This window comes from Paenibacillus sp. MAHUQ-63, assembly GCF_028765165.1.
Taxonomy (GTDB): Bacteria; Bacillota; Bacilli; order Paenibacillales; family NBRC-103111; genus Paenibacillus_E.
Window position 1 is genome coordinate 1266140 of record NZ_JARADB010000001.1, and the last position, 26851, is coordinate 1292990.

General features: G+C 40.6%; 21 protein-coding genes. 3 read left to right on the top strand and 18 right to left on the bottom strand.

From position 1 onward, the window contains the following. Position 1 precedes the first annotated feature (1 nt). The 13 genes from glmS to PUT07_RS05640 all read right to left on the bottom strand — a co-directional run bounded on the left by glmS (position 2) and on the right by PUT07_RS05640 (position 16232). Entirely contained in the window at positions 2-1804 is a 1803-nt protein-coding gene (gene glmS / locus PUT07_RS05580; RefSeq protein WP_274466826.1) for a glutamine--fructose-6-phosphate transaminase (isomerizing), read from the bottom strand. Between the two features lie 297 nt (positions 1805-2101). After that, positions 2102-3271: a DegT/DnrJ/EryC1/StrS family aminotransferase gene (locus PUT07_RS05585; protein ID WP_274466827.1), complete on the bottom strand. Its 1170-nt coding sequence runs from the start codon at positions 3269-3271 to the stop codon at positions 2102-2104. A gap of 56 nt (positions 3272-3327) precedes the next feature. Then, entirely contained in the window at positions 3328-3966 is a 639-nt protein-coding gene (locus tag PUT07_RS05590; RefSeq protein WP_274466828.1) for an acetyltransferase, read from the bottom strand. A 15-nt stretch (positions 3967-3981) separates the two neighbouring features. Continuing rightward, complete coding sequence (locus PUT07_RS05595) at positions 3982-4578, bottom strand: sugar transferase (RefSeq protein ID WP_274466829.1); 597 nt, start codon at positions 4576-4578, stop codon at positions 3982-3984. A gap of 30 nt (positions 4579-4608) precedes the next feature. Further along, complete coding sequence (locus PUT07_RS05600; RefSeq protein ID WP_274466830.1) at positions 4609-4752, bottom strand: hypothetical protein; 144 nt, start codon at positions 4750-4752, stop codon at positions 4609-4611. A gap of 29 nt (positions 4753-4781) precedes the next feature. Further along, positions 4782-5819 carry a UDP-glucose 4-epimerase GalE gene (gene galE / locus PUT07_RS05605; protein ID WP_274466831.1) on the bottom strand — a complete coding sequence of 346 codons (1038 nt, stop codon included), beginning with the start codon at positions 5817-5819 and terminating at the stop codon, positions 4782-4784. Between the two features lie 20 nt (positions 5820-5839). Next, a complete protein-coding gene (locus PUT07_RS05610) occupies positions 5840-6913 on the bottom strand; it encodes an EpsG family protein (protein WP_274466832.1) in 1074 nt (357 codons plus the stop codon). 20 nt (positions 6914-6933) lie between these two features. Beyond that, positions 6934-7818 carry a glycosyltransferase family 2 protein gene (locus tag PUT07_RS05615; RefSeq protein ID WP_274466834.1) on the bottom strand — a complete coding sequence of 295 codons (885 nt, stop codon included), beginning with the start codon at positions 7816-7818 and terminating at the stop codon, positions 6934-6936. A 4-nt stretch (positions 7819-7822) separates the two neighbouring features. Then, positions 7823-8932 (bottom strand): glycosyltransferase family 1 protein, encoded by a 1110-nt coding sequence (locus PUT07_RS05620; protein WP_274466835.1) that lies wholly within the window; start codon positions 8930-8932, stop codon positions 7823-7825. Then, positions 8917-10071 carry a glycosyltransferase family 4 protein gene (locus PUT07_RS05625; RefSeq protein ID WP_274466836.1) on the bottom strand — a complete coding sequence of 385 codons (1155 nt, stop codon included), beginning with the start codon at positions 10069-10071 and terminating at the stop codon, positions 8917-8919. Before PUT07_RS05625 ends, PUT07_RS05620 begins: the two co-directional genes overlap by 16 nt. Before the next feature lie 9 nt (positions 10072-10080). Then, positions 10081-10956 (bottom strand): UTP--glucose-1-phosphate uridylyltransferase GalU, encoded by an 876-nt coding sequence (gene galU, locus PUT07_RS05630; protein WP_274466837.1) that lies wholly within the window; start codon positions 10954-10956, stop codon positions 10081-10083. Positions 10957-10975: 19 nt separating this feature from the next. Next, positions 10976-12805 carry a polysaccharide biosynthesis protein gene (locus PUT07_RS05635; RefSeq protein ID WP_274466838.1) on the bottom strand — a complete coding sequence of 610 codons (1830 nt, stop codon included), beginning with the start codon at positions 12803-12805 and terminating at the stop codon, positions 10976-10978. Between the two features lie 553 nt (positions 12806-13358). Then, a complete protein-coding gene (locus PUT07_RS05640; RefSeq protein ID WP_274466839.1) occupies positions 13359-16232 on the bottom strand; it encodes a right-handed parallel beta-helix repeat-containing protein in 2874 nt (957 codons plus the stop codon). A gap of 185 nt (positions 16233-16417) precedes the next feature. On the opposite strand from PUT07_RS05640, the gene PUT07_RS05645 reads away from it, so the two are divergent. Next, the gene (locus tag PUT07_RS05645; RefSeq protein WP_274466840.1) at positions 16418-17473 is read left to right on the top strand and encodes a glycosyltransferase family 2 protein; all 1056 of its coding nucleotides are present in this window, start codon (positions 16418-16420) and stop codon (positions 17471-17473) included. A 352-nt stretch (positions 17474-17825) separates the two neighbouring features. On the opposite strand, the gene PUT07_RS35555 is transcribed toward PUT07_RS05645, so the two are convergent. Next, on the bottom strand, positions 17826-18347 hold the full coding sequence (locus PUT07_RS35555; RefSeq protein WP_379239633.1) for an acyltransferase family protein: 522 nt from the start codon (positions 18345-18347) through the stop codon (positions 17826-17828). A gap of 186 nt (positions 18348-18533) precedes the next feature. Then, positions 18534-18947, bottom strand: coding sequence for an acyltransferase family protein (locus PUT07_RS35560; RefSeq protein WP_379239634.1), 414 nt, complete (start codon positions 18945-18947; stop codon positions 18534-18536). Between the two features lie 292 nt (positions 18948-19239). On the opposite strand from PUT07_RS35560, the gene PUT07_RS05650 reads away from it, so the two are divergent. After that, on the top strand, positions 19240-20343 hold the full coding sequence (locus PUT07_RS05650; RefSeq protein WP_274466842.1) for an acyltransferase family protein: 1104 nt from the start codon (positions 19240-19242) through the stop codon (positions 20341-20343). Between the two features lie 96 nt (positions 20344-20439). After that, positions 20440-21510, top strand: coding sequence for an acyltransferase family protein (locus tag PUT07_RS05655; protein WP_274467476.1), 1071 nt, complete (start codon positions 20440-20442; stop codon positions 21508-21510). Between the two features lie 77 nt (positions 21511-21587). On the opposite strand, the gene PUT07_RS05660 is transcribed toward PUT07_RS05655, so the two are convergent. The 3 genes from PUT07_RS05660 to PUT07_RS05670 all read right to left on the bottom strand — a co-directional run bounded on the left by PUT07_RS05660 (position 21588) and on the right by PUT07_RS05670 (position 26840). Beyond that, positions 21588-23696, bottom strand: coding sequence for a right-handed parallel beta-helix repeat-containing protein (locus PUT07_RS05660; protein ID WP_274466843.1), 2109 nt, complete (start codon positions 23694-23696; stop codon positions 21588-21590). A 361-nt stretch (positions 23697-24057) separates the two neighbouring features. After that, on the bottom strand, positions 24058-25614 hold the full coding sequence (locus tag PUT07_RS05665) for an oligosaccharide flippase family protein (protein WP_274466844.1): 1557 nt from the start codon (positions 25612-25614) through the stop codon (positions 24058-24060). Between the two features lie 32 nt (positions 25615-25646). Beyond that, positions 25647-26840: a glycosyltransferase gene (locus tag PUT07_RS05670; RefSeq protein WP_274466845.1), complete on the bottom strand. Its 1194-nt coding sequence runs from the start codon at positions 26838-26840 to the stop codon at positions 25647-25649. Positions 26841-26851: the final 11 nt, after the last annotated feature.

Sequence of the window (26851 nt, forward strand, 5' to 3'; positions counted from 1 at the left end):
ATCACTCCACAGTGACACTTTTGGCAAGATTCCTTGGCTTGTCAACATCACATCCGCGATACACGGCTGCGTAATACGCAATAAGCTGCAACGGAACGACGGCCACGAGCGGGGTCAGATGCTCATACACCGACGGCAGGACGATCTGGTCGTTCATCGCCTCCATGCCTTCCATGCTGATCATACAAACCTGGGCTCCGCGCGCCATAACCTCTTGCACATTGCTTCTGATATTTCCCTTAATATGAGCTTGTGTCAGCAGCGCTACGACAGGGGTCCCTTCTTCAATCAAAGCGATGGTCCCATGCTTCAATTCCCCGCCGGCAAAGCCTTCCGCCTGAATATATGAAATTTCCTTCAGCTTGAGCGCGCCTTCCAGACACGCGTAATAGTCAACGCCCCGGCCTATAAAGAAGCAGTTGCGTGACGTATTCAGATACTTCCATACGCTCTCTTCCATCATCTCCTTCTTGTTAATCATAATTTCCATCGCATTAGCGGCAATACTGAGTTCGTGAATAGGGTTCACACCCGATACTCTTCCCTTACTGCGGGCACAATCAAAGGCAAGCACCGCCAATACGGCAATTTGCGCGGTATAGGCTTTGGTCGATGCTACCGCAATCTCCGGTCCGGCATGTGTGAGCAGCGTGAAGTTCGCTTCACGGGATAACGTCGAACCAGGTACGTTCGTGATGGTCAAGGCTGGATAGCCCAATTGCTTGACAGCCACCAGTACCCCTCGGCTATCCGCCGTCTCCCCGCTCTGGGAAATAAAAATGAAGAGAGGCCGTTCCGACAGAATAGGGCGGTTGTACAGAAATTCGCTCGCAATGTGCGTCTCGACCGGGATGCCGGCAATTCTCTCGATTAACTGTTTGCCGACCAGACCCGCATGATAACTGGTTCCGCAAGCAATGATATAGAGACGGTCCGCATCATTCAGGCTGGCGCGAATGTCACGGTCAATCATCAACTCGCCGTCGGCATCCTGATATTTGGAAATGACTTTCCGAATAACGGCAGGCTGTTCATCGATTTCCTTTAACATGTAATGCGGGTAAGGCCCTTTCTCGATATCGCTGGCGTCCAGCTTCACTTGGAAAGGTCTCCGTCTAATGCTCTCCCCGTTCAAATTCTTGATCGTTAACGACGTTTGGCGGAGAATGACCATTTCTTCATCCATCAATTCAACGAACTGATGGGTGAGCTGCAGCATAGCCATGGCATCGCTGGCGACCACATGAAAGTCCGCTCCGAGACCGATGAGCAGCGGACTCTTATTCTTCCCGACATAGATCGTGTCGGTATTCTGCGCATCGAGCAGCGCAACAGCATATGAACCTTTCAAACTCATAAGCAATTGCCGGAAAGCTTCCTCTGCTTGCAGCCCGTCCGCCACCAGCTTCTCCATCAACTGCACGATCACTTCCGTGTCCGTGTCACTTGCGAAGGGGACTCCCTGCAAATCGTGCTGCTTCAATTCTTCGAAGTTCTCAATCACGCCATTATGTACGATCGTGAAGCGGCCGCTGTTGCTTTGATGCGGATGCGCATTGCGTCGGCTCGGTTTGCCATGGGTCGCCCATCGGGTATGCCCGATGCCGATCGCTGCCGTTTCATTCTCATCGATTACTTCCCGAAGTGCCGAGATACGCCCTTGCTCTTTATATACGTGCACGCCTCTCTGGTTCATTACCGCAATTCCGGAGGAATCGTATCCTCTGTATTCCAACTTCTCCAATCCTCTGACCAGGATGTCCTTCGCGTCCTGATTACCGATATAACCTACAATTCCACACACGGTAAATCCTCCTCTAATGATTTAAATTCTTAATAAAGAACAATAAGGTAATAATTGGGTGTAGACCGCATACATTTGCTGCTTCGCTCATAAGTTTTTACAAAAGGAGGGATCTTGTCATGTATCCACGTTCGACTCATATATGGAAGAAGACGCAGCGTACTTACCATAAGGTCATGCATGCATACAACTCTATCCTTTATAGGGACTGTCTTGACAATGAAATGAAAGTAGCTTTATTGGCTAAGATCGAGCATCATAAACGGAAAATGTACGATGGAACCAAGTTTCGCATCATTAGGCACTAATGCCTCTGGCCTTCAAGACCAGCTTCTTGATACATTCGATAACCCTCATCTGTTCGTCCTCCGTCATATTGGATCCGGAAGGCAGGCATAGTCCGCTTGCAAATAACTGTTCGGAGATATTCTCGTTATCGCTATGCGGATAATAGGCAATTCCTTGGAACAGAGGCTGCAGATGAAGCGGTTTCCAAACGGGACGAGCTTCGATATTTTCTTCCGCCAAAGCCTCCAGCAGCTCCACGACCGTTACACCGGCCTCCTGTTCATCCAGGGTTAGAGCCGTAAGCCAGCGGTTCGAGCGTGTTTCCTTCAGCTCCGGCATCATTCGGATGCCCGGAATTTGTGACAATTCTTGCTCGTATCGTGCCTGAATCGCTCTTCTGGCGCTAACCCGCTCATTCAGCACCTCCAGCTGGGCTCTTCCGATGCCGGCCAGCACATTGCTCATGCGATAGTTGTAGCCCGTCTGGCTATGCTGGTAATGCAAAGCATAGTCGCGTGCCTGCGTAGCCAGGAAGCGCGCTTTATTCAAGCCCTCGACATCGTTGGACACGAGCATCCCTCCGCCCGACGTCGAGATGATTTTATTGCCATTGAAAGAGTAAATGCCGTACTTGCCGAAGGAACCGCTCGCTTTCCCTTTGTATGTAGAGCCTAATGACTCTGCCGCATCCTCAATGACAGGGATGTTGAATGCATTGCACAGTGTCATGATCTCGTCCATTTTGGCGCTCTGGCCATATAGATGAACGACGATAACCGCTTTCGGCAGCTTCCCTTCGCGCGCCACTTCGTACAATGCACGCTCCAGCGCTTGAGGCGACATGTTCCAAGTATCGGGCTCCGAATCGATAAATACCGGCTTGGCTCCCTGATACACAATCGGGTTAGCGCTCGCCACGAAGGTGAGACTCGAGCAGAAGACGGTATCCCCGGCTTTCACCTCCAGCAGCTGCAGCGCCAAATGGATAGCCGCCGTCCCCGAACTGACCGCAGCCGCGTCGTTCAATCCGACATAGGCGGCGAGCTCTTTCTCGAATGCATCGACATGCGGACCTAACGGAGCTATCCAATTCGTATCGAATGCATTCTGAATATAGGCAAGTTCATTCCCGCTCATGTGCGGAGGGGATAGATATATTCTTTTGTTCGCGTTGAACATGCTTGTCGCCACTTCCTTCTTGGTTATTTATGCACAAAAAAAGCGCCGATGCGCCGTTAAGCAAATTTCTGTTTGGCAATAATTCTTGCAGGTGTTCCCACAGCGGTTGCATAGGGCGGAATATCGCTGATCACTGCGGCACCCGCTCCGATCATAGCCCATTCACCGATGCGCTTCCCTGGAATGACCGTTACTCCCGCTCCGACCATAGTCCCCTCGTTCACGGTGACAGCACCGGTTAATGTCGCTCTCGGAGCAACATGAACATAATTTCCAATGCGATTATCGTGCTCAACGATAGCGCCTGAATTAATAATCACATGATCGCCGATGTATGTATCGGCGCTAACAATCGTATTCGCCATGATCACCGTTCCAACACCGATCGAAGCGCTTGGACTTATGATCGCAGTAGGGTGAACTAACGAACCATAGGACTCAGCAGGGAGGCCGAGCTTCTTCACGATGGACTTGCGAATCTCGTTATTTCCGATCGCGATCACGAATTTCAAGTCCGAGAATCGGCTTAATAGATGATGCGCGGAAGATGCCGGACCTTTGTGAATGCCTTCGCGAAGCATTAGCTCTTCATACTTGTCGTCCAATATAGCCGTAACTTTCATGTCATTCCTGGCATGAATCAAATCTCTGACGACTTTGCTATGGCCGCCTTCACCGATAATGACCAGATTCAACCTGCATCACAACTTTCATGAGAGATTGGAGCCCGAAAACTTCTCCATTGTCACGTGGTTACTATGACTAATGCCATCCGACTTGATAACCTTGATAAAAGTTAACAGCAAAATTTTTAAATCCAACAGCATGCTCTGATTTTCCACGTACCAAACATCCAGCCTGAATTTCTCTTCCCAGGAAATGGCGTTTCGGCCGTTCACTTGTGCCCAGCCTGTAATGCCAGGCCGTACTTGGTGGCGTTTGGCTTGCTCCTCGGTGTAGAGCGGCAAATAATCCATCAGCAGCGGTCTTGGGCCTACCAAGCTCAAATCGCCTTTGATGACGTTGACCAACTGCAGCAATTCGTCCAGACTGTACTTCCGGAGAAGTTCCCCGAAAGGCGTCAACCGGATGGAGTCCGGCAGCAAATTCCCTTCGCTGTCCCTCTCATCAGTCATAGACCGGAATTTATAAATATGTATAGGCTTCGCGTTCAGCCCGGGTCTTTGCTGTTTGAATACAATGGGCGAGCCCAGCTTGAATCTGACTAGTAGAGCAACAATCCCGATCACGGGAGATAAAAGCAGCAATAGCGTTATCGACACCAGCAAATCGAAAAGTCGTTTCATTCGCAATCATACTCCTGCAATCTTAATCTATCATTTCACTAGCACAGTTAAAATTTGTTGCTTGATCTCTTCAATTAATTCTTTGACTTCCATGCTTTCTTTCTCCTGGCCAATTTTGTAAGCTTTCAATAGGATCTCTTTCATCTGCTCTTGGGTAAGACCCGATATATCCATATCCGCTACCTCGTATTAGGTATTTTCCTTTAATTGGCGTGTACGATTGGTGCCGCTTCTTGGTATCCGTGCGGGTTTCTCGATTGCCAATGCCAAGCGTCCCGGCACATCTCTTCAATGCCCAACTCCGCGACCCATCCCAGCTCCCGCTGCGCTTTCGTGGCATCGGCGTAACAAACCCCGATATCGCCGGCTCTTCGTTCGGTCACTCTGTAGGGGATGCGTTTCCCTGTTACGCCTTCGAATGCAGCGACCATTTCCATCACACTGTATCCGCGTCCTGTCCCCAGGTTGTAAGCTTCCACTCCCGTAGCAGCCATCACCTTCTCCAATGCCTTCAAATGACCGCGTGCCAGATCGACGACGTGAATATAATCCCTCACGCCCGTACCATCGGGCGTTGCATAATCATTGCCGTAGATTTGCACTTCTTTCAATCTGCCCACGGCCACCTGTGTAATATAGGGCACAAGATTATTCGGCACACCGTTCGGGTCTTCGCCTAATCTGCCGCTGCTGTGAGCTCCAATCGGGTTGAAATAGCGCAGAAGCGCAATGCTCCATGATGGATCGGACACGTGCAGGTCCTGCATGATTTCTTCGATGATTTGTTTCGTTCGTCCGTAGGCGTTGGTTGCGCCTAACGGCGTATTCTCCGTAATCGGCACTCGTTCGGACAAGCCGTACACGGTAGCCGAGGAACTGAATACGATTCGATGGACTCCGTATTGCTGCATGAGCTCACAGAGGATCAGCGTCCCCGTAATATTCGTATGGTAGTAACGAAGCGGCAAACGCACAGATTCGCCTACTGCTTTGAGCCCAGCAAAATGAATAACCGCTTCAATGCTGTGCTGCCTGAACACGTTCTCCAGATCAGTCCGATTCAGTAAATCCATCTGATAGAACTGAAAATCTTTGCCGGTTAACTCCTTAACCCGCCGTAACGACTCCGCACTGCTGTTGCACAGATTGTCCACAACGACAATTTCATATCCCGCATTTAACAATTCTACGCAGGTGTGGCTGCCGATATAACCGGCTCCGCCTGTTATGAGGATGGGCATATTTTTAGACCTCACCTTGTTTAAAATTTCAAGTAGTCACTTTTATAAATGATATTTAGAGTCACTACGTTCTCAAAGTAGAAATAAATCAAGTAAAAACCCAGAATGGCGTAATACATGAACTTCTGTTCTCTTCGAACAAATAGGCTGATGACCCAGGACATCAGAAGGACATTATACAGACCGAAATAGATTGTAAACCTTGCGAATATCCAGTTCTGTGTGGCAATGGCCATCACGACGAAATTCAGCAGTGACATATTGACGACGTAGTCGCCGTACGGGAATATTTCTCTCAGCTTGTTTCTTCCTAGGTAGGCAAGTATCAACGGAATTGCGCCGATGATTACCCTAATAATGCTAGCCCCGCCTTCTTGGAAATTCTGATACTCACTGTAATGCGTGTCCGCAATTGCTGAGAAGATGGCATCCGACAAAACGCTATAGCCCATGATCAGGACAACAGCCAAAGCCAAGAGAACAAACGTGGATGATGTCCAGGCCTTTCTTCTCACGATGAAATAGACCGGAATAAGGATCAAAGCACTGCCGTGGAATAAAGAAGCGAAGGCAACGATCAGGAAATACTTCTTCCAATTTCCTTCGAATAAAAACTTCGTAGCCGCAAAAACGATGGCAGAGGCCAAAAATTGTCTGACGCCGTTCATGGATACGATGTAAAGACCCGATGTGATGTATATATAGATACTTACTTCAAATAGTCTGGAATACTTGTAAAGCACATAGACGATGAGTACATTGGTAACTAATGCCGTTAGGAATATCAATAACTGAGGATTCTCTGTGTAAGACTTCAAAATTTTTTGTAAGATTCCGAATCCTATATCTTTTTCAGACATAATTTGTACCCACGTAAAATCAGTGATCCTGTAAGTATACATATAAAAATAAGTATCGCCGATATTGTTACGCAGCCCCGCTACCAAGGCGAACGTTGCCATCACGATGACCGTCAGCCATTTGTTAGGCTTAACCATCGGAGGTCCGGAGCCGATTGCCACAGGTTTAGCCAAATATCTTGAAAATAGGGAAGCGACATAGACGACAACCAAATTAGCCCACAAGATGGCCATAAGTGATTTCCTTTCGTTGCTTACGAGATTCTTGTTTTCCGAATAACATACCAGTAGAGCAGGAAACCGAATGGAATGGCGAGGAAGGTGAGCAGCTTCGCCGGCGTTTCCTCCATAAATCTGCGATTGCCGGAAGTCATGCTGGAGGATACATAATGGATCGATTGTCTGAATTTGAACAGCGAGCCGGCAAACGGCAGCTTCATCAGCTCCTTACGGTAAAAAGCAAAACCTTTTGGGTTCCTGCGGTACTGCTTCAACATGTTCATGGAGGAACCGTCCGGTAAATATTCGACGCAGCACAGCACCTCATTCATCAGGAGCATTTCGTACTGTTGGTCCAGCATGTAATACTTGTAGGCCAAGCCTACATATTTCTCATTCTCGAAAATCGGATACGGATAGTTCCGGGTTAACTCCGTTCGATAGACAAGCTTCTTGTCTCCCGTAACACGATGCTTGTTATACAGTTGAAATAGAGTTGACGTCTTCAAATCTTCAGGCAGCCTTGTGCCGATAATGCGCCCATCGGTATAAGAATCCAGCCCAATGATGCCGCTGACTCGTTCATTCCCGTGTTTCTCCCAGAATGCGTTGATCTGTTCTACGGCACGATCCGGCATGTAATCGTCTGAATCGATACATACATTCAATTCCGTATCGATAAGGCTGTAGGCCGTATTGTGGGCCCCATGCATACCTTGGTTGTCCTGCCGGTGATAACGTATTTCGATCTTGTTCTCGGCCATCCAGCCGGCCACCAATTCCTCTGTCCGATCCGTCGAGCCATCGTCAATAATTAACCAGATGAAATCCTTGGATGTTTGTCTCTTCAGACTTTCATAACATATATGAAGGCAATATGCTCTATTGTAAGTCGGAGTAAACACAGTAAGCTTCTTCATACGATCACCTCAATATGCCTAGATAGAACCCCTCTGTCCAGCCAGCTGTATTCTTAATGTCATAACCTTTGTTGGATAAAGACATCTGCGGAATCTGTCTAGGTGAATTCTTCGTCATAACAGCCTTCATTCGGTCGACCCATAACGACTTATCCCTCAAAGGCAGCCGTTCGACCAAGTGGATGCCCATATCCACTTCTTGGGTAATCTCATCCGAGATGAGGCACGGCAGTCCGGCTCCCTGCGCTTCAATGAGCGTTACAGGCAGGCCTTCGTGCAGAGAAGGAAAGACGAACATATCGAAAGCTTGAAGCAGTCGTGTAATGTCGCTGCGTACACCCAAGAACCTCACTTGATGCTGGAGATCCATCATCATCACTTTCTTCTCCATCTCCGCGCGAAGCGGACCGTCCCCCGCCAAGACCAACACCGTGTTCTTCTTTTCTTGATTCAGCTTTGCGAAGAGTTCAATGAGGAAGGCATGATTTTTCTGATGAGCGAATCGCCCGACATGCCCTACAACATAATGATCTAGAGGAAGGCTCAGCTCCTGCCTTACTTGCTCTCTAACCTCTAGGGAGAACGCAAACTTCTCGCTCTCAATCCCGTTCTTGAGGATCACCGCTTGATTCCCTCGGTTGGCGAACAACCATTGGGCCGCTTTATGGGAACATGCCAAAAAGTGCGTCGCACAAGAACGAATGAATGTCCCCGCAACCCACTTATAAGCCTTGGCCGCCATACTGCCTTCACTGCTCGTATTATGACTATGCGCTATACGGATCGGAGCCCCCGCTTTCTTCGCGGAGCGCAAGACGAATCCGCTCATTTTATCCATATGCGCATGCACGACTTTGTAATGGGAATGAGCCGCGAAGAAATGATCAAGGGCTTGAATGTATTTCGCATGACCGACATCCGATACATACGGAATCCGATGAATCACTCCACCCATCTCCGTAATCTCCGCATCGAAGACACCGGCTTTGCTGGTCAGGAAGTCGAACTGAACCTTGGTGCGGTCGATATTGCGGTATAAATTCATGAGGAGCGTCTCCGCCCCGCCGCGATTCATATTGACCACTACGTGCAAAATTCTTATTGGATTGCCCACATGACATCCGCCTTTTCATTCATAAATAAAGAATAGATCGTACGCTTCTCATCCAGTACTTGATGAATGGCATACCTTCTTTCGACGATTTCCCGTCCCTGCTTGCCCAGACTCTCCCGCAGCTCCTTGTCGCCGGCCAGTTGTTTGATCCTGGCGGCCATTGCCTCCTGGTCATTAGGCGCGATAAGCCAGCCGTTATGGTCATTGCGGACCAGCTCTCTGTGACCTCTATTGTCGCTAGCGATGATCGGGAGCGCGCAAGCCATTGCTTCCATAAGGTTCACCGGAAGGCCTTCCCGCATACTGGATGCAACCGCCACATCACACATTGGCAGGAGACGGTCGATATCGTCCCGATAGCCAAGGAAATCCACGCGATCCGTCACACCCATTTCTTTGGCGAGCGCTTGGCACTGTTCCTTGAGCGGCCCTTGACCGGCGAGCAATAGCTTGACGTTAGGAGCACTATCCTTCAATGACGCCATAGCATGAAGAATCATTTGCTGATTCTTGTTCGTATTGAATTCCGCTGCATAGAACAGGAGAACATCATCCCGCTTATAGCCCATCATCGTTTTCAGCGCATGTTTATGCTTTTCATTTGTAGGTTGAAATCTATGGGTATCTACGCCAACGCCATGCACATGCTCGATTCGCCCCGCCCGGAACCGGCGATTGATCGCAAGATCATAATCCTCCTGATTGATCGTGATCAAACAGTCCGTCAATGAGGACATCATTTTCTCAAGCGGATAGTAGACCAACCAATTCAGGAGAGGAGCTCCTTTGCAAAAGTGGAAGCCATGCGCCGTGTACAGCACCCTCGTTCCCTGCTTGCGCGCTTCACGCGCAGCCAACCGCGCCAGGACCCCGCCCATTGGCGTATGACAGTGGACGATATCATACTGATTCTCCGTAATGATGGACTTTAATTGCTTATATGCAAGCAAGTTATTACGATGGAAAGGCGATCTTTGGATCGGAATATTGAACTTCGCATCTACATAAGGAAGGTCCATATCCCCTTTGGCGGCAATATGGACCTCCCACCCCTGCTCTTTGAACCATTTCATATAGGGCAAGTGAAACGCTTTGAAATGATAATCGACCGTGGCGCATAACAGCACTTTCTTAGACATCCGCATCCCCTACTTAATCAATTCTTTCTCCAGCACGGAGGAGAGATATTTCAGCAGCTCGAATCTGAGATCGTCCCGCTGCAGGGCGTAATCAATCGTCGTCTGGATAAACCCTAACTTCTCGCCTACATCAAACCGCTCTCCTTCAAATTCATAAGCGTAGACCGACTCGAGCAAGTTCAATTCCTCAATGGCATCCGTAAGCTGAATTTCCCCGCCGGCCCCCGGTTTCTGATTATTCAGGATATCGAAAATTCTCGGCGTCAAAATGTAACGGCCCATGATCGCCAGATTCGACGGTGCCTCTTCCTTCTTAGGTTTTTCAACTAAATGGTTGATGCTGTACAAGCCCTTCTCAATCGTATGACCGTCCACGATTCCGTATCTGGACACATCGCTGTCAGCGACATGCTTCACGCCAATGATGGAGGAATGACGGTAATCGTATTGGTCCATCATCTGCTTCAGACAAGGCTTATTCGCCCGAACGATATCATCGCCGAGCAGCACGGCGAAAGGCTCTTCGCCAATAAACTTGCGCGCACACCAGATGGCATGTCCCAGACCTCTTGGCTCTTTCTGCCGAATGTAATGAATATCGACTTTGGAGGATTTCTGTACTTCCGTTAGCAGATCGAATTTCTGCTTTTCGAATAAATTTTGCTCCAGCTCAAACGAATTATCGAAATGATCCTCGATCGCCCGTTTCCCTTTGCCCGTCACGATAATGATGTCCTCAATCCCTGACTCTACAGCTTCTTCCACGATATATTGAATCGTCGGTTTATCGACAATTGGCAGCATCTCTTTGGGCATGGCCTTCGTTGCGGGAAGGAATCTAGTGCCCAGACCAGCGGCTGGAATGATGGCTTTTCTTACTTTCATGGTTGCATTCTCCTTCTCTTTAAACAATTGAAATTAGTTTTTTCGGTATAGCTATCACATTGCCATTTGCTAAATTCAACAATTGTTCCCTTATATTTGCTTTATCAAGTGTATGGAATGTCGATAGTATTTCTAAGATTTCATCTACGTAAAGATCCGCCGTTTTACCAATATAGATCTTTGGATAAACTTGCTTCTCACCGACCTCATCCGCTTTCAATAACTCTTCAAAAAGTTTTTCTCCTGGTCTCATACCTGTAAACTCAATGCCGATCTCTTCGATTGAATTTCCAGAAAGTTTAATCAAGTTTTTGGCCAGATCGACAATTTTTACGGGGTCCCCCATATCTAAAACAAATATCTCTCCGCCTTTAGCTAAAGCCCCAGCCTGAATGACCAACCTTGAAGCCTCCGGGATGGTCATGAAATATCGAATCATTTCGGGATGAGTGACCGAAACCGGTCCACCTTTTTCAATTTGCTTTTTAAAACGGGGAATTACACTTCCACGGCTTCCTAATACATTGCCGAATCGAACTGCAACGAACTTCGTTTCACTATTTCTATCCATATCTTGAATAATCATTTCGGCCAATTTTTTAGTTGCACCCATCACGCTTGTCGGATTTACGGCTTTATCGGTCGAAATCATGACAAATGTATCTACCCCATACTTGCTCGCTGCCTTAGCAACATTCATGGTTCCGATTACATTGTTCTTTATTGCTTCTTCAGGGTTTCGTTCCATTAATGGTACGTGCTTATGAGCTGCAGCATGATATACGACATCAGGATGATATTTATTCATAATAGACATCATCTTTTGAGCGTCTTGTATATCTGCGATTTCAGTACTAAATTCGATTTGCTTATGTAATGACTCGTCTTTTAATTCCATTTCAATCGAATAAATACTGTTCTCACCATGTCCTAATAAAATTAACTGTCGCGGGTTAAACTTTGTGATCTGGCGACAAATCTCCGAGCCAATTGATCCACCAGCACCAGTCACCAAGACAACCTTATCTGTAATAAAATCCGATACACTCTCAATATCTAACTCAACCGGTTCTCGTCCCAATAAATCTTCAACCTGTACATCCTGGAACTGACTAACCGATAGCTTTCCTGTTACAATGTCCTCTAACATAGGTAAAGTTTGTGTTTTCGCATTCGTCTTCGCACATTCCTGAAAAATAGTGTTTAACTCCTTTTTCCCTAAAGAAGGAATTGCAATAATAATATTCTCTATATGTAAATCTTTTACTGCCCGTTCAATACGACTAGTGCCTCCAATCACGGGTAACCCCAAAATATCAAGTTGGTGGATATTCACGTTATCGTCAATAAATGCAATAGGTAACAATTCTGTTTCGGAATTTTTAATAAGTTGTCTTGCAACCATTGTCCCCGCTGAACCCGCACCGATGATTAAAGTTCGCCTCTTATTCTGAGTCTTACTATTAAATGAGCCCCTAAGTAGCCGCCAGCAGAACCGGGAGCCCCCGATAAGTAAAATGTGCAGCATCCATGTAACGGCAAGCAAACGGAAATAGATATCCTGTACGATGACTTGTTGAATACATGCAGCCGTGATAATGGAGAATGTAACTGCTTTAAGAATAATTAACAGTTCTCCGACACTTGCATGCTCCCAGGCCTTCTTATAAAGCTTATACATCAATGAAAATAAGTGATGACTGAGCAACAAAGTAATTGAACTTATCACTAATGGCAAAGTGATGACGTCGAACTTCGCACTTAATAAAAACCGGCTAAAGAAAATACAGGTCAATACGATAAAGGAATCCGCAACGATTAACAGTGATAATCTTTGACGGTACGACAAGATCATTCCACCCTTTCTATAAAGTACTTAAGTATATGGCCTTTTGTAGAAAAGACCGTATAATTAAAAACTTTATTTCATTCAGGGCATCTAACCCCTCCTCGCACCACACTATCGACGACTCGCGTCTAAGGTCTATTTCAACCCACAGCATGGTCGAGTGCTTCCATTGATAACGGTTAGGAGGCATCACCGAAACTATAATAAAGATCCCTGGGCCGTTCTTTATAAAGAACAAACAGACAATAAAAATTCATGCTCTCATCATGATTAACTGTCGTGGCGAATATGTTATAATCAATGAATACATACTCTACAAAACAATTATTCTTTATAAAGAACGACATTATAGAAATAATGACCTTTTTAAGTTGCTAACTGTATTTATCTCTCATTTTAGTTCTTCATAACGAACGTGTCAACTTTATTTTTTCATTATAACGCACGATTTTCACAGATACAGTTGTAGTGCTTTCGTTTCTAGACATGAGAACGTTTTCCTCTTTAGTAAAATAGCCAGAATAAAACGAAAGGTTTATTCTGGCTTATAAGCCTAATTTGAAATTAGTCCGAATGGTTTGAATACAGCCAATCCATTTACATATGCCCACGATACGCCTCCATCATTAGCAACACCTGTTGTATGGGAAGGAGGTATTGTGCCGCTTGTTCCTGCTGTAGTTGCTCTGTAAACTTTTCCATTTGCATTTACTAAGTCATTAATAGAGTATGCTTTATTCTGTGTCCATGAGTTGTTATTTGCTGTACCAGCTGTTACACAAACCCATCCAATGTATCCGCCAGGAGCAGGTGCAGTATTATACAACAGCTCCCCAACACTATAAGAACCAAAACTCGGTACAGATGAAGCTAAAGAAGGCATTAAGATATTACCCAAAATATTTTTTTCAAGCTGCATATTTACGTTACTTGTAAAAACAATCGCCGAATTTACTTGACTATTATTTTGTACTACAATAATTGACTTAGGCTTGGGTATCACTGAATTAGCTATTCGATAAGCTCCTTCAATAGTAATTGTCCCCATTGTGTTAGTACCGGAGTAATTGGCAGTCGTAATGCTATTATTAGAAAGTGTTAGCTGATTCTCGGTGAATATGCGCAGTGTGTACATTTGCCCAAGTGCAACACCTTGATCAATAACTCGTATTTTGTTATTACTTACTTCTAACCGCGGTATATAACTGAAAGAGACTCCAGGCCCCCTGGTTTCATGGACCGCCGAACTAAATGGCACATCCCAAATAATTTTGTTATTCTTAAATGCATGTGTAACATAACCCGGATCTGCAGCTAACTTCTCAGAAGAAAATAATCCACCTCCATCGATTCTTAGCGATTGATTCTTAAACGTAGAATTCTCAATTAACATTGATTCCGATACGGTCATTCCACTATAATTCATACTAGTGCCTAGATGGATAAATTCACAATTTGAAACTACTAAATTCTTAGTACCTACATAATTTCCACCCGCATAGGATCCACCAGGTAAATTCGTAATGAACTTGACGTTTGAAAAGATAACGTTTTCACTGCTATTGTAAGCCGCGGCCCATGGCCCGCTTCTTCTAATATCAAATACTGAGTTATATACTTCTGTATTTTTACTTGTAAAACCAATTGCTGCTCTATTAGGGTCATCAAATGTCAGCTTGCAATTGATAATTTTTGCCGTCTCTCCACTTAAAATGAGGTTGCTTTTAGAGAATACACAATTTTCAAGTGTTGTATTACCAGCATTAATACTGCAGTCTCCATTGAACACTGAATCGTTTCTAAAGGTACAGAAAGTACCATCAGCTTCAGTGCCGCTTGTGATTGACCTGCCCGTAATACTACCGTAATACATGTTATTCAAAGATAAATAATCATCACCGCTACCACTTAAATTAACATTTCCCCGGAATTTATTATTTTCTAGGTAAACACCTCTAGTACTAACACATATAAGTGCACCCGCCCTATTATCGTAAAAATTACAGTTTCTAAACGTAATTTTTTGATTGGCCATGTATCCGTCTTCGATGTCAACGCCATAGCCAGGATTAGTACCGGAAGAAATGCTCATTGGATTACTATTATCATATATTTCACAACTATCAAAGGTTACAAATCTTCCTCCCCCAACTGAAGCGCCGAGTCTTCTATTCTTATGCAATTTACAATTAACAATATCTATATATTGTGGGATTTTGGCACACATCACATAGTGTAGGTTGCCATTCATAGCATCATAGTTCTGAGGGAACGAGAACCTTACTTTAGTTGTCCCTACAGGCAGTGAATCTAAATAAATGAATTCATAAGATCTAGTAGTTCTAAACCCCAAGTACGAACCGTCCGTTTTATAAAAGTGAACTTTAATTACTGTTTTATTCAGGTTACTTCCAGTACCATAACCACCATATCCATCGCCTGAATAATAGAAATAACCTTCAGATTTAACGAGATCTCCAGTAACATCGAAAAACTTAGTTACTGTGGTATAATCCACCTTCGTGCTGTCCACATTACCTTTAGTGTCTATATCCCCTTTTGCAAAATGACCCGGGTGCTGAGCCCCGCCAATAGCTGAAAAATCCATTGATGTCGTAAATCCATCTCCTGTGCATTCACTCACATCACAATCTTTAACAACAATGTTATAGCATGAATTCTTACTTTCAATACCATAACCCCATTCATGTGTGCTGCCGCTTGTGTAAATATGAGATTCTCTATCACCTTTAATCGTTGCACCTTGAATGACCACGTTACTTATGCTATCACACAGCAAAACATTATATCCCGTAAGATTATTAGCTTCTTTAATAAATACGCATCCATAGAACGTGTAGATTGTATTGCTCAAAAGTTTGACTGACGAGTTTTTATCAATAAGATAAGTTCCTTGCGGCAAAATAACTTGCTGATAACTATTGGCTTTTGCCCAGACAATAGCATTATTAATACCTTGTGTCGTTTTTGCCCCATTGGTTCCATCATTATTAATTCCCCAACGACCTAGCTCAATAATATAGATTGAACTATTAGTAGTGGAACTCGTCTCTGCTAAATTTGCTGTTTTCCAATTACCATTATCAAATTGCAAAACACTCCCGTTAAGTGGAGGAGCAGAAGTTAGATCAACATCACTTAGGTCACTGAGACTCGTGATAACTGTTGGCTTATCAACAAATGAGAGCTTTCCATTTGAATCAACCTCAAGTGTCTTGCCTTCAGCCCAATTGGTACTGTCCAACTGGCTGGATTTAATCCCAATGTCCTGAATTGTACCCAATTGAACATTCCCTTGTTGTGCACCAATGAATAATTCACCTGTATCCGTGCAAAAACAGAACTCACCTTCACTTAATACGGGCAAATTCGCTTTCAATGCCGTTGTGACCTGAATCTTTGCCATAGCTAACACCTCCATTTTAATCTAATATTGCATATTATTCATTAGATGGGTTATTTGCTAGGGCTACTATACTAGATAGAATAAAAAACCATAAGACTTTTGACATAAATATTTATTTCGGTCCTATGTTCTTTATCGAGAATATGATATTCTTTATTAAGAATGTCTCGAAAGGGGTCTTATCAATGAGTAAAGTAAGTGTTATAGTACCAATTTATAATGCAGGACAAAAGCTTCATAAATGTATTAAATCTATTATTAATCAAACATTTGTGGACTTTGAGCTTATTTTGGTAAATGATGGGTCAACGGACAGCAGTTTGGGGATTTGTAGAAAGTATGAAATACTCGATAGAAGAATTGTAACTATTAGCAAAACAAACGAAGGGAGCATTGCTACAAGAAGAAGAGGTATTCAAGCCGCAAAATCAGAGTACATTATGTTTGTAGATGCTGACGACTGGATTGATAAAAATACGATCGAAATCCTATACAATGAGTCTGAGAGAGAGCGTGTGGACATTACAGTATGTAATGACTTCAAAGTCTTGGGAAATGGTAAACTAATAAAGCGGAAAAATAAGAGCCACTTTTTTAATAATGATAGAATATACAATAAAGATGAAATAAAAAACGAATTAGCGGCAGCGTATCTACACGGTCATCCTTTTCCAACCTACTTAGTTGCGAAATTATATAGAAAAGACATCCTTGTAACCAGCGGTAAATATTTGGATAGAATTCACTTTTTGGGTGATGATCTTTATTATAATTTAGAAATATTATTACGTGCGGATAAAGTTAAAATTATAAATAAAACCCTTTATTATTACAGAGCGGGAGGATTTACAAGTAAATACATGCCCTACTTGTTTGAAGATATGATAAATGGATACCAGATCCAAAAGGAAGTAATTGACGAGTTTTATCAAGATAGTAAAAACTCCCGATTGAATGGTATAAGTGTAATGCTGCTAAATACATTCAAAACGTGTCTTTATAATTTATTTAACGGTAAATTGAGTAAATCTGAGATTAAAACGTTAATTGAAGAATACGTAAATAATGATAAGTTAATCGAGTGTCTTAGCACAGAAGGTTCTGTAAAAGTCTTTTCAAAAGAGTACTTAACCGCGATTAGTACTAAAAATATAGATTTCTTGTACAACATGGGTCTTACTATGTACAAAAAAAGACTACCTCGGAAATACTTATTTAATATTATTTCGAAAATTTCATAATGTATTGACCTTTTCTAAGTACATAATACTTATTAATCCGAGATATTTGGTCATCCTTTTATTGGAAGCTTTTCTACTAAAACTCCTTCAGCAGTTCCATACTAAATGAAATAAGATGACTTCTATATGAGTAGGAGTCATCTTATTTATGTCTGATGGTGCCTTACTGAACTATAAATAATCTATATACTCTTAAACACTTCCGCAGCTCCTAAAGAATCCATCCTTCATATGAAAGCAAAAAATGATAGTCTTCTCCTAACAATCTCATTTTTGAGATATCGCAATGGGAGATCTCTTAAAGCATAAAAATGTTCTTAAAAATGAGGCTAGCGTCTTGTTCGTCATACTCTTAGATGTATTTTTTTACTGTTAACTTATGATTATTATGTTTATTCATTTTCCCAAAAGTTAGTAATTTACCAAGCTTAATTGATGGTTGCTCTATTGCGTAGTATCCGAAAGTTGCAACGATAATTGAAAGAACGAATGATGTACACAGGATGATAACCATTGGCAATTTATCATACAACAAATTCATCATCGAAAATATTACTGTCGTGTGAAACAGATACAAACTGTAAGAGATTTTCCCCGTGAATTGAATAGGTTGCATCAGTAATACCTTACTAATGCTTCTTGATCCAAGACTGCTTATGATAAACAATGAACTTCCAATTGCTATGGCCCAATCATTAATAATAACAAAATGAACATAAAATGTATTTGGAAAAAACCAGAAAGAATATGTATATGTAAGTATACCCGCTAACAATAATAAAATTTTGAATGATTTTGATAAGTTCACGTAAAAATCCCGAATTTGCTCTTTATGTTTTGCTAATACAGCACCTAAGATGAAGAACCCGATAATGAATTGTTAAGATATAAGATGTATCAAATTTACTTATATTATAATTAAATAACTTGTTACTAGTTAACCAAATAAAAAAATAAACTATAGAACAAGTTAGCGCTACTATTACACTTTTTTTCCAATCTATTCTTACGACAACATACATTAAGAGAGGAAATAAGATTGAAATTCTCATCTCATGAACTAATGACCATTGAAATTATAACTTTTAAAATCACCTAACATGAGTATATGTTCTAGTAATTGGTTAATGGTAAGTTGCCTTTCCCACGTTCCATTAAACCACTTACTCAATTCTGGTATTCCTCCCCGCGAAAAAACAAAAACGCAAGCAATCGCTAAAAAAACAGATACCAAATAGGGGAGATAAATCCTAAAAATCCTCTTTATTAAGTAATCCTTATACTTAGAGTTCTTTTTATTATAATAAGGCAAGGAAAGAACAAAACCACTTAAAATAAAAAATAAAATTACAGCTTCGTGTCCAGCCCACACTAGATGCAAAGGAGTGTTCTTCAATTTCTGGACTATTCCAATATTTTGGGGTATTAAAGTTAAATGCGAAATAACTACTGATACTGCAGCTAATCCTCTAATTGAATCAAGCTAGTCAAAACGTGAATTCATGTAGAAGCCCCTCTATCTTTCATTAGATTAAAGTCCTTTAAGAAGAATGTAATTGTTCTTTATTAAGAATGTACCAGAGACTATTCTAAAATGCTACTTATTTTTAATTCTGATTACTAGGATAGTAACAGGCTAAAAATCATTTAATTACACAACCTAAGGACTAAGCTTTTAATTTTCCTATTGAAGAATATGGAACTATTTTATAAGATGTAAATAGTTGTTCTTTAAAAAGAACAACACAATATTTGGAGGCGATATCGTGCTAAAGTCATTAACTTCATTTAGATTTTTTGCTGCTTTCATGGTTTACCTTTATCACAGTGTTGGTCTATTTAAAAACTTTCAATTCGGTTATATCGGGGTATCTTTTTTCTTCGTCTTGTCGGGCTTTATACTAGCTTATAACTACCATTCAAAATTCACTGAATTAAATAAAACTACGATTCAAAATTTTTATATTGCAAGATTAGCAAAAGTTTACCCAGTCCATCTTCTAACCCTTGGCCTTTCAATTCCGTATGTTTTATTGATCTCAGCAAGAACTTTAGATAGAGATTTCTTTACTGGTTTATTTGCAAATCTATTAATGATACAAAGTTTTTTTCCCTTACCCTTCGGCACTATGCCCTATTCATTTAATTCAGTATCTTGGAGCTTATCAGACGAATTATTTTTCTATATCATGTTTCCGTTTGTAGTCTATTTGTTGCAGAAACTTAAGATCAACACTGGAGCATTAAAAATCTTAATAATAATATTAGCTTTCATCTGTATGATATTCCTTACAACATTCTCTACACTTTATCGTGAAGCAAAACTAGATGATTGGTACTATTATGTATTCCCTATTTTTAGAGCATTTGATTTTGTTATTGGTATTTTAGTTGGAATGTTGTTTGCAACAAAAAAAGTTCAAGAAAATCATATAAATAAGTCATTATTTAATTTATTGGAGATATTCTCTTTATGTCTATTGGTTGTTTGGATTAGTCTCTCTCCTTATATTAGTCAAGTTTTTAGATTCAGTATTTACTATGTTCCTATGTGGTGTATATTAATTTATATTTTTGCATATCAAGGTGGATTTGTCTCCAAAGCGTTATCAAATAGATTGTTTGTATTATTAGGAGAAGCCAGCTTTTCGTTTTACATGATTCATTTATTAGTTATTAACTATGTTGGAGTTTATCCGATGGGAAGCTTACTTAATCATTTAATTACCTTTTTTGGATCTATTCTTTTGAGTATTTTAATATATTTGATATATGAAGAACCTTTACGTAAGAAAATTCGTTTCGGAGCAAAGAATAAGGAGAAATTACAATACCAAACTTTTATGAATAACACTTCTTCCCTTAAATGAATGTTCTTTATAAAGAACAAGTGTGTTATAATACCATTATACCATTATTACTTTTGAAGGCGGTGTTCATCAATTATGGAGTTTTCAAAACGTGACATGACCATACTTAAAGGAGTAGCTATCTTATTCATGCTATTGCTACACCTCTTCTGCAGGAAAGATGTTAATGGGTTATATGAAACCTATCCAACAATAAATGGGATACCTTTTGTATACTACATCGGATTATTTGGTGATGCATGTGTGTCCATTTACTGCTTTGCAAGCGGATACGGCCTTTACATAAGTATTAATAACGAGCAAAAATCTGTACTCAAAAGAAATCTTGAGCGAATATTTAAGTTGCTCGTTAATTATTGGATAATCCTTGTTATGTTTGTTATAGTGGGATTCTTAGTTGGTAAAAGCGATCTGTATCCTGGTAGTCTGAGTAAATTTCTTCTTAACTTTTTCACTTTATCTTATTCGTATAACGGCGCATGGTGGTTTTTACAGACCTATATCATCTTAGTGCTGCTTGCACCGTTGTTAGTATCCTTAATAAAGAAATACAATACATTGTTATTGATTTCAATAACAGGAGTCATTTACTTACTGAGTTATATTCAGCGAATTAAGCACATATATGACTTTGGGGGTAATGTCTATATCAATGCAGTTGTGAACTCTATTGTTCTTCTAGGAACCTCATTACTTCCATTTGTTATTGGCTCCGTTTTTGCAAAAGAAAAAATATATACAAAGATGTCCCTGCTTATTCATAAAGTCCCTTTCAAAAATACAATATGCCTGCTTGGAATACTATTATTGGTTTTCATACATTCACGAATTGAAACGTTATTTATCGCTCCATTTACAGCCATCCCCTTTATATGCTTATTTACTATTATAAAAAAAGGAAAACGAGTTCAAAACTCTTTAGAGTTTTTCGGGAAACACTCCACTAATATCTGGTTGACTCATATGTTTTTCTACGGCACGTTATTCCAATCGCTAGTCTTCGCTCCCAAATATCCCGTTCTAATATTCACATGGCTCTTAATATTGTGTTTGATATCATCATGGTTTATTAATTTATTATTTAAACCAATAGTAAAATTAATTGATAAAGTGGCATCAACTATTAAGAACAACCAGAAGACATCATCCGACTACCTACGCCTGTAAAATTAGTAGTCAAGTTAATAACGGCAAAGAGGAATCCGTTTTAATCGGATTCCTCTCTTTATTAGGGTTAAACTAAATCAACGCGTGAGCAGCTGATTACCCTCATTAACATCATTTGTCTTTACAGCTATCTTTGCATTGTACAATTTGTTGTTGCCTACTTGATACGAAGGTGCATTGATTTGGTTATTACCAATATCAATCCCAAGCACAGGCATGTTTGTTGTTATCGTATTACCTGTTAGGGCTGCACCTAATACTTGTGTAGGTTTTGACCCACCAACAGGGCTGATTCGAAGAACGGATGCTCCTTGTGTTAGGCTGTTGACATTTACGGTGTTATTTTTAAACACAAAGTTTTTTGCCTTCTCCACATATATAGCAGCAACCCAATGTGCATTACCTGTCATCGAAAGATTGGAGTTTTGAACGGTCACATCAGGAGAGGCTGTGTTCACGCGAAGTATATTCGTACCGCCTTTTATTGTGCAGTTGTCTAGCACGAATTTCCCATCTCTATTGACTTGTAAGCCTCCTGTCAACTCAAAGGTACAGTTGGTATATGTCCCAGGCAGTACATTCACGCCTTGATTATTGTTTAAAATCTTAAAGTTTTCGAAGATACTCTCTGCTGTTGCGTCACCAAGATAAGGAGAATTCTTTGTCGGACCATCGAACGTAACATTTTTGATACGTACAGGATTTTTCCATATTGCTAATCCTGCATCCTTGGTTCCCGTGTTTTTGATGTTGACATTGGACACTTCAATTGTAAATGGGGCCGGGCTATTAACTCCAATTATTCCATCTGTACCTTTTACACCATCAACAACCGTTCCTGCCGCGTCTACAGTGATATTAGAATTAATTAGTGTATTATTACGTATTGACGCTGTTGTCATGGTATGGAGTCCAGAGTTCTCAAATGTGTTATTTACCACAGTTGCCCCTTTTATATAGCCCCAAATAGTAACACCCGTGGATTCCAAGCGATTCCCATCTATAGTTACGTCAGATCCATCACAAACTACAATGCTAGGACCGCTGTTATTGTAGATATGATTTCCTCTAAATACCATCTTGGTGTCTGGAAAAAAACCTTCGCTTTCCACATCAATTCCCGCACTTGGAGCTGTTCCCTTTGTATCGTGTATTTTGTTATTTATTACAAGCAGGCTATCCACGCCAGCAATAGTAATACCTTGCCTACGGTTAAAAGAGGATTCAGAATTTTGAATCGTTATGTTTCTGGACACATCTTTGGTCCAACCTAGGATATAGGCTTTATTATCAAAGGGTTTGTCAAATACAAGTGAAAAATAGTTAGCACCCGCGGGAACATTGATCCATTCTTCCTGTTTTTTATTTTTTTCTGATGATATGAAAGTTCCATCCTGCTTGTAGAAATAAATGTGAAATTGATTCGGAAGATTTTGAGATTGGTTGAATGTGATGGTTTTCTGTGTGCCAAGCGTAATTCTCTTTACAGTGCGTTGTTTTTTTGAATCGTTTATTAGATTGCCTTTATCGTCAATGGCGCCTGATTGAAAATGCTGACCTACAAATCCTCCAATCCCTTCGGCCCATCCTCCCACGAACATACCGTCTCCTGTAAAGTTCTCTGTTTTCACACCATCAATCGTAATGTTAGTTGCACCTTCAATGACGATGCCATGACCACCTTCATGTGTTCCCTTATTTGTTGTATAGTCGTGTGTTAATTTATCTCCTTGATAGACGCCACCTTTAATGATGACGTTATGAACTTCACGCCCCATATATAGGGTTTGATATCCTTGAAAACCGCTTGTTTCTTTTTTTATAATCGCTCTATCATCAACCAGGAAGGTCATATCGGAAACCATGTTAATTCTTGCCGTCGGTTCTCTCTCCACTTTTCCTTTTGCTATTAAGTAGGTTCCAGCGGGCACTTTGAACGTTTTATAACCTTGATCTTGTGCCCATTTTAAGGCTTTGTTAATACCATTTGTTGTTTCTACTGCATGCGTTCCATCATTAAAAATGTTCCATCTTGAGAGTTCTAAATTATAAATGTTATCCACCTTGACATTTACCGCACTTTCAATGTTTGTGTTTGTGTTTGCATTTGTCACTGCAAACGCCGTAGATTGAATAAGCTGTAAAAACAATGCTGTCAATAATATTGGTATTAATATCTTTCTCATTTTTTCTGTTATCCTCATTTCTAATTAGCTGGTTGATTGAACAGGTATGCGATTGATTCCAACAACTTAACTACACCAATGTTATAATTTACCTCAAATTTCAAAAACTAATTCGGCCGATTTGAGAACGCTCTAATTCATTTATCCTCTTTTTGAGTTTATCCCCCCAATCCAAAAAATTCTTTATTAAGAACACTCTTCTGTATTTTAAACTTATTCCTCAATCGATTCAACCCTTTATTTTCCAAATGATACATCCCAGTTTTTTATAATATTGGCTTTGACATTGAAAAATAAAAGCCCTAACCTCCATCTGAATAATTCACGAATGGATGTTAGGGGCGATTGTGAGCAGGTAACATCATAAGATTTCAACTTTTTGACTCTCAACTAATTTTCGCTTTCTAAATCGATTTATTAAATTTTTTGTTGGATCTTTAAAGAGATTTTTCTCATACTTATTCATTGCAACGAACCACATCAAGGCCATGTATAGTATTGAAAAGATACTAATTTTGAATAAGAAAAAGATCCAATTATCAGCATGAATATATTTATTTAACGTAATTCCAAAAATGAGACTGCTCAATAGGGGCACACTCATACCAAGAATGTTCCTCCAAAATTTAGGTATATCAATTTTAATCCTTCTCCAGTAATAAATGTTCATAATGATGATGTTTCCTGTGGTAAAAGCTATTGCCGTTGCAAGGGCACATCCTACAGCTCCCCACCATTGTACGAAAAGTATACTTAACAAAACATTTGCTAAGGCAATAGCAATATACACAAACGATTTAAACTTTTGCATATTTTTTGCTTGAAGGATAATCCCCCCCATTCCTTGGATGAGAGGTATAATCATTGGAATAAGTATCAATAAAGCAATCAGATAAGAGCTGCTATAACTAGTTCCAACCCATAAATTAATAAACTCCTGCCCAAAGGCGATAAATCCACTTAATGCAAATGAGATGACGATATATTGAACTCTGCCGATCCTTATGAATAGATCTGATATTTCTCTATCAGGAACCTCTTTGGTCACCATTCCTGTTACTTTACTTAGGAACACATTGGAGATAGCGGATGAAAAGGCTGAGAAGTATCCAGAGAATGAAGCTCCTATGGTGTAAATCGAAACCGCAATTGTTCCACTATAGATACCAAGAATAACTTGATCAGTAGACCAATATATTTTATCAATCAATAAATTTAAAAATATCAGTGAGGAAAATAATAGGATTTCTTTAAATAAACTTAAGTCGAACTTTTTTAAAACAATTTTTATCTTCAAAACTCTGAAACAAAAATACATATTAATGAAGATTGTCAGTAAATTTAGAGATGTTGTAACTATAACCATTGAAATAGATCCATAGCCCATGAAGAGTAACGGCAGCATAATTAGCGGACTAATAACAGAACTCACTATACCAATTACCTTTTGTACAATAAACCTTTCATGCGCAAGGATAAGAACACTAAAAAGACCTAAACCTACACTTGTAGACAAGTTAACTACCATTATAGTCATCATTATTTTCAAAGCCTGTATATCGCTTGTGGTTATAGAGTTTGAAAATATATGATGAGATGTGAAAATCAAAATACAACCACATATTAGTGCTATAAAACCTAAGACTCCATACATCACACAAAACATTCCATACAAATTAGAGCACTTTTCTTGTTCATTAAGTGCTTTATATTTCGCTGTATATCGAATTACCGCGCTACCTAATCCAAAATCTAATACACCTAAATAAGCCATTATTGAAGTGGCCAAGCTATATAGACCATATTCTGACTGCCCTAATTGGTGTAACATTATTGGAGTATACAGTATAGAAATAGCACTGTTTATAAACAATGCTACATATGACAAAACAGCTCCGGCTTTTAATTGATTTTTCATTTAATAGCTACCTTTCCATATGTAACATATCATTACACGCTAAGAAGCTTATATAACTTATCGCTTTCCATTTGATGGTTAATTTTTATCATACCAAGATTTCTATTGAACCTATCGCATAATTCGTTATCGTTAATCAATTTAACAATCCCTTCATACAGTTCATTCTCATCAACGCCAACGATGAGTCCAGTTTCCCCGTCTCTGATCTGCTCCTTCGCACCGGTAAAATTAGTTGTCACAATTGGTTTCTTCAAACACCTGGCCTCAGCTAGTGTTATACAAAATCCTTCATGCCTCGATGGCTGGACGTATATATCACATTGCTTCATATAAGGGTATGGATTTGGATCAGAGCCTAGAAAAATAAAATTATCCTGTATGCTGTATTCCTTAACTAACTCCTCATACCTCTTTCTAGAGCTGCCTTCCCCAACGCAATACCACTTGACCTTATACCCATTTTGAACCAACTTGGACATGACCCGAATAGCTAAATCATGGCCCTTTTCGGATGTTAATCTGCCAACCGTTAAAATTCTTAAGCCATTAAAATTGTCTTTAAATCCAGGTCCCTCATCCGCCAAACGATGGATTAACTCAGATGAGACTATGTTTGAGAATACCTCTGTTTTATCTTTCAATTCAGGGATTAACTGAATCAATTTGTTCCTACCCTCATTGGATACAACGCAGATCTGATCGAATTTCTTGTAAGATGCAGACTCATACTGGGGATTAAATCCAATCTTCGTAACATCGAAATGAACCCATTGAATTTTCTTTTTAGCTTTAATCTTATGTAAGACAAAGAAGCTTATGAACTCCATAGGACCTGCATAAGCTACCGCGGCATCGAACTGATCATTAATTAGCGAATGATTCTTTAGTACATAATTAAAGAAAAATTTTCTGTTTTTTATTAACTTACAGATTAAATGTAAGAACATAATGTTAATTGCCCTTACTACTCTTCCCTGCCTCAATAGGCCAAGAGCCGTTCTCTGAGGCGGATTGTTAAGTACTTCTTTCATTTCCTTATACCCCTCTAAATACTCAATGTGCACCTCTTGGGGTATTGAATTTAGAAAACCGCCATACTTTTCTAGCATCAATATGGTTATGTCGAACTGTTCCTTTGGAATAGCTTCGATCATATTAAGTAATGCTTTTTCAGTACCGCCTACATTCATATTTATCATCATAAAAATAAGTTTCTTTTTCATGTGCCTCCAGC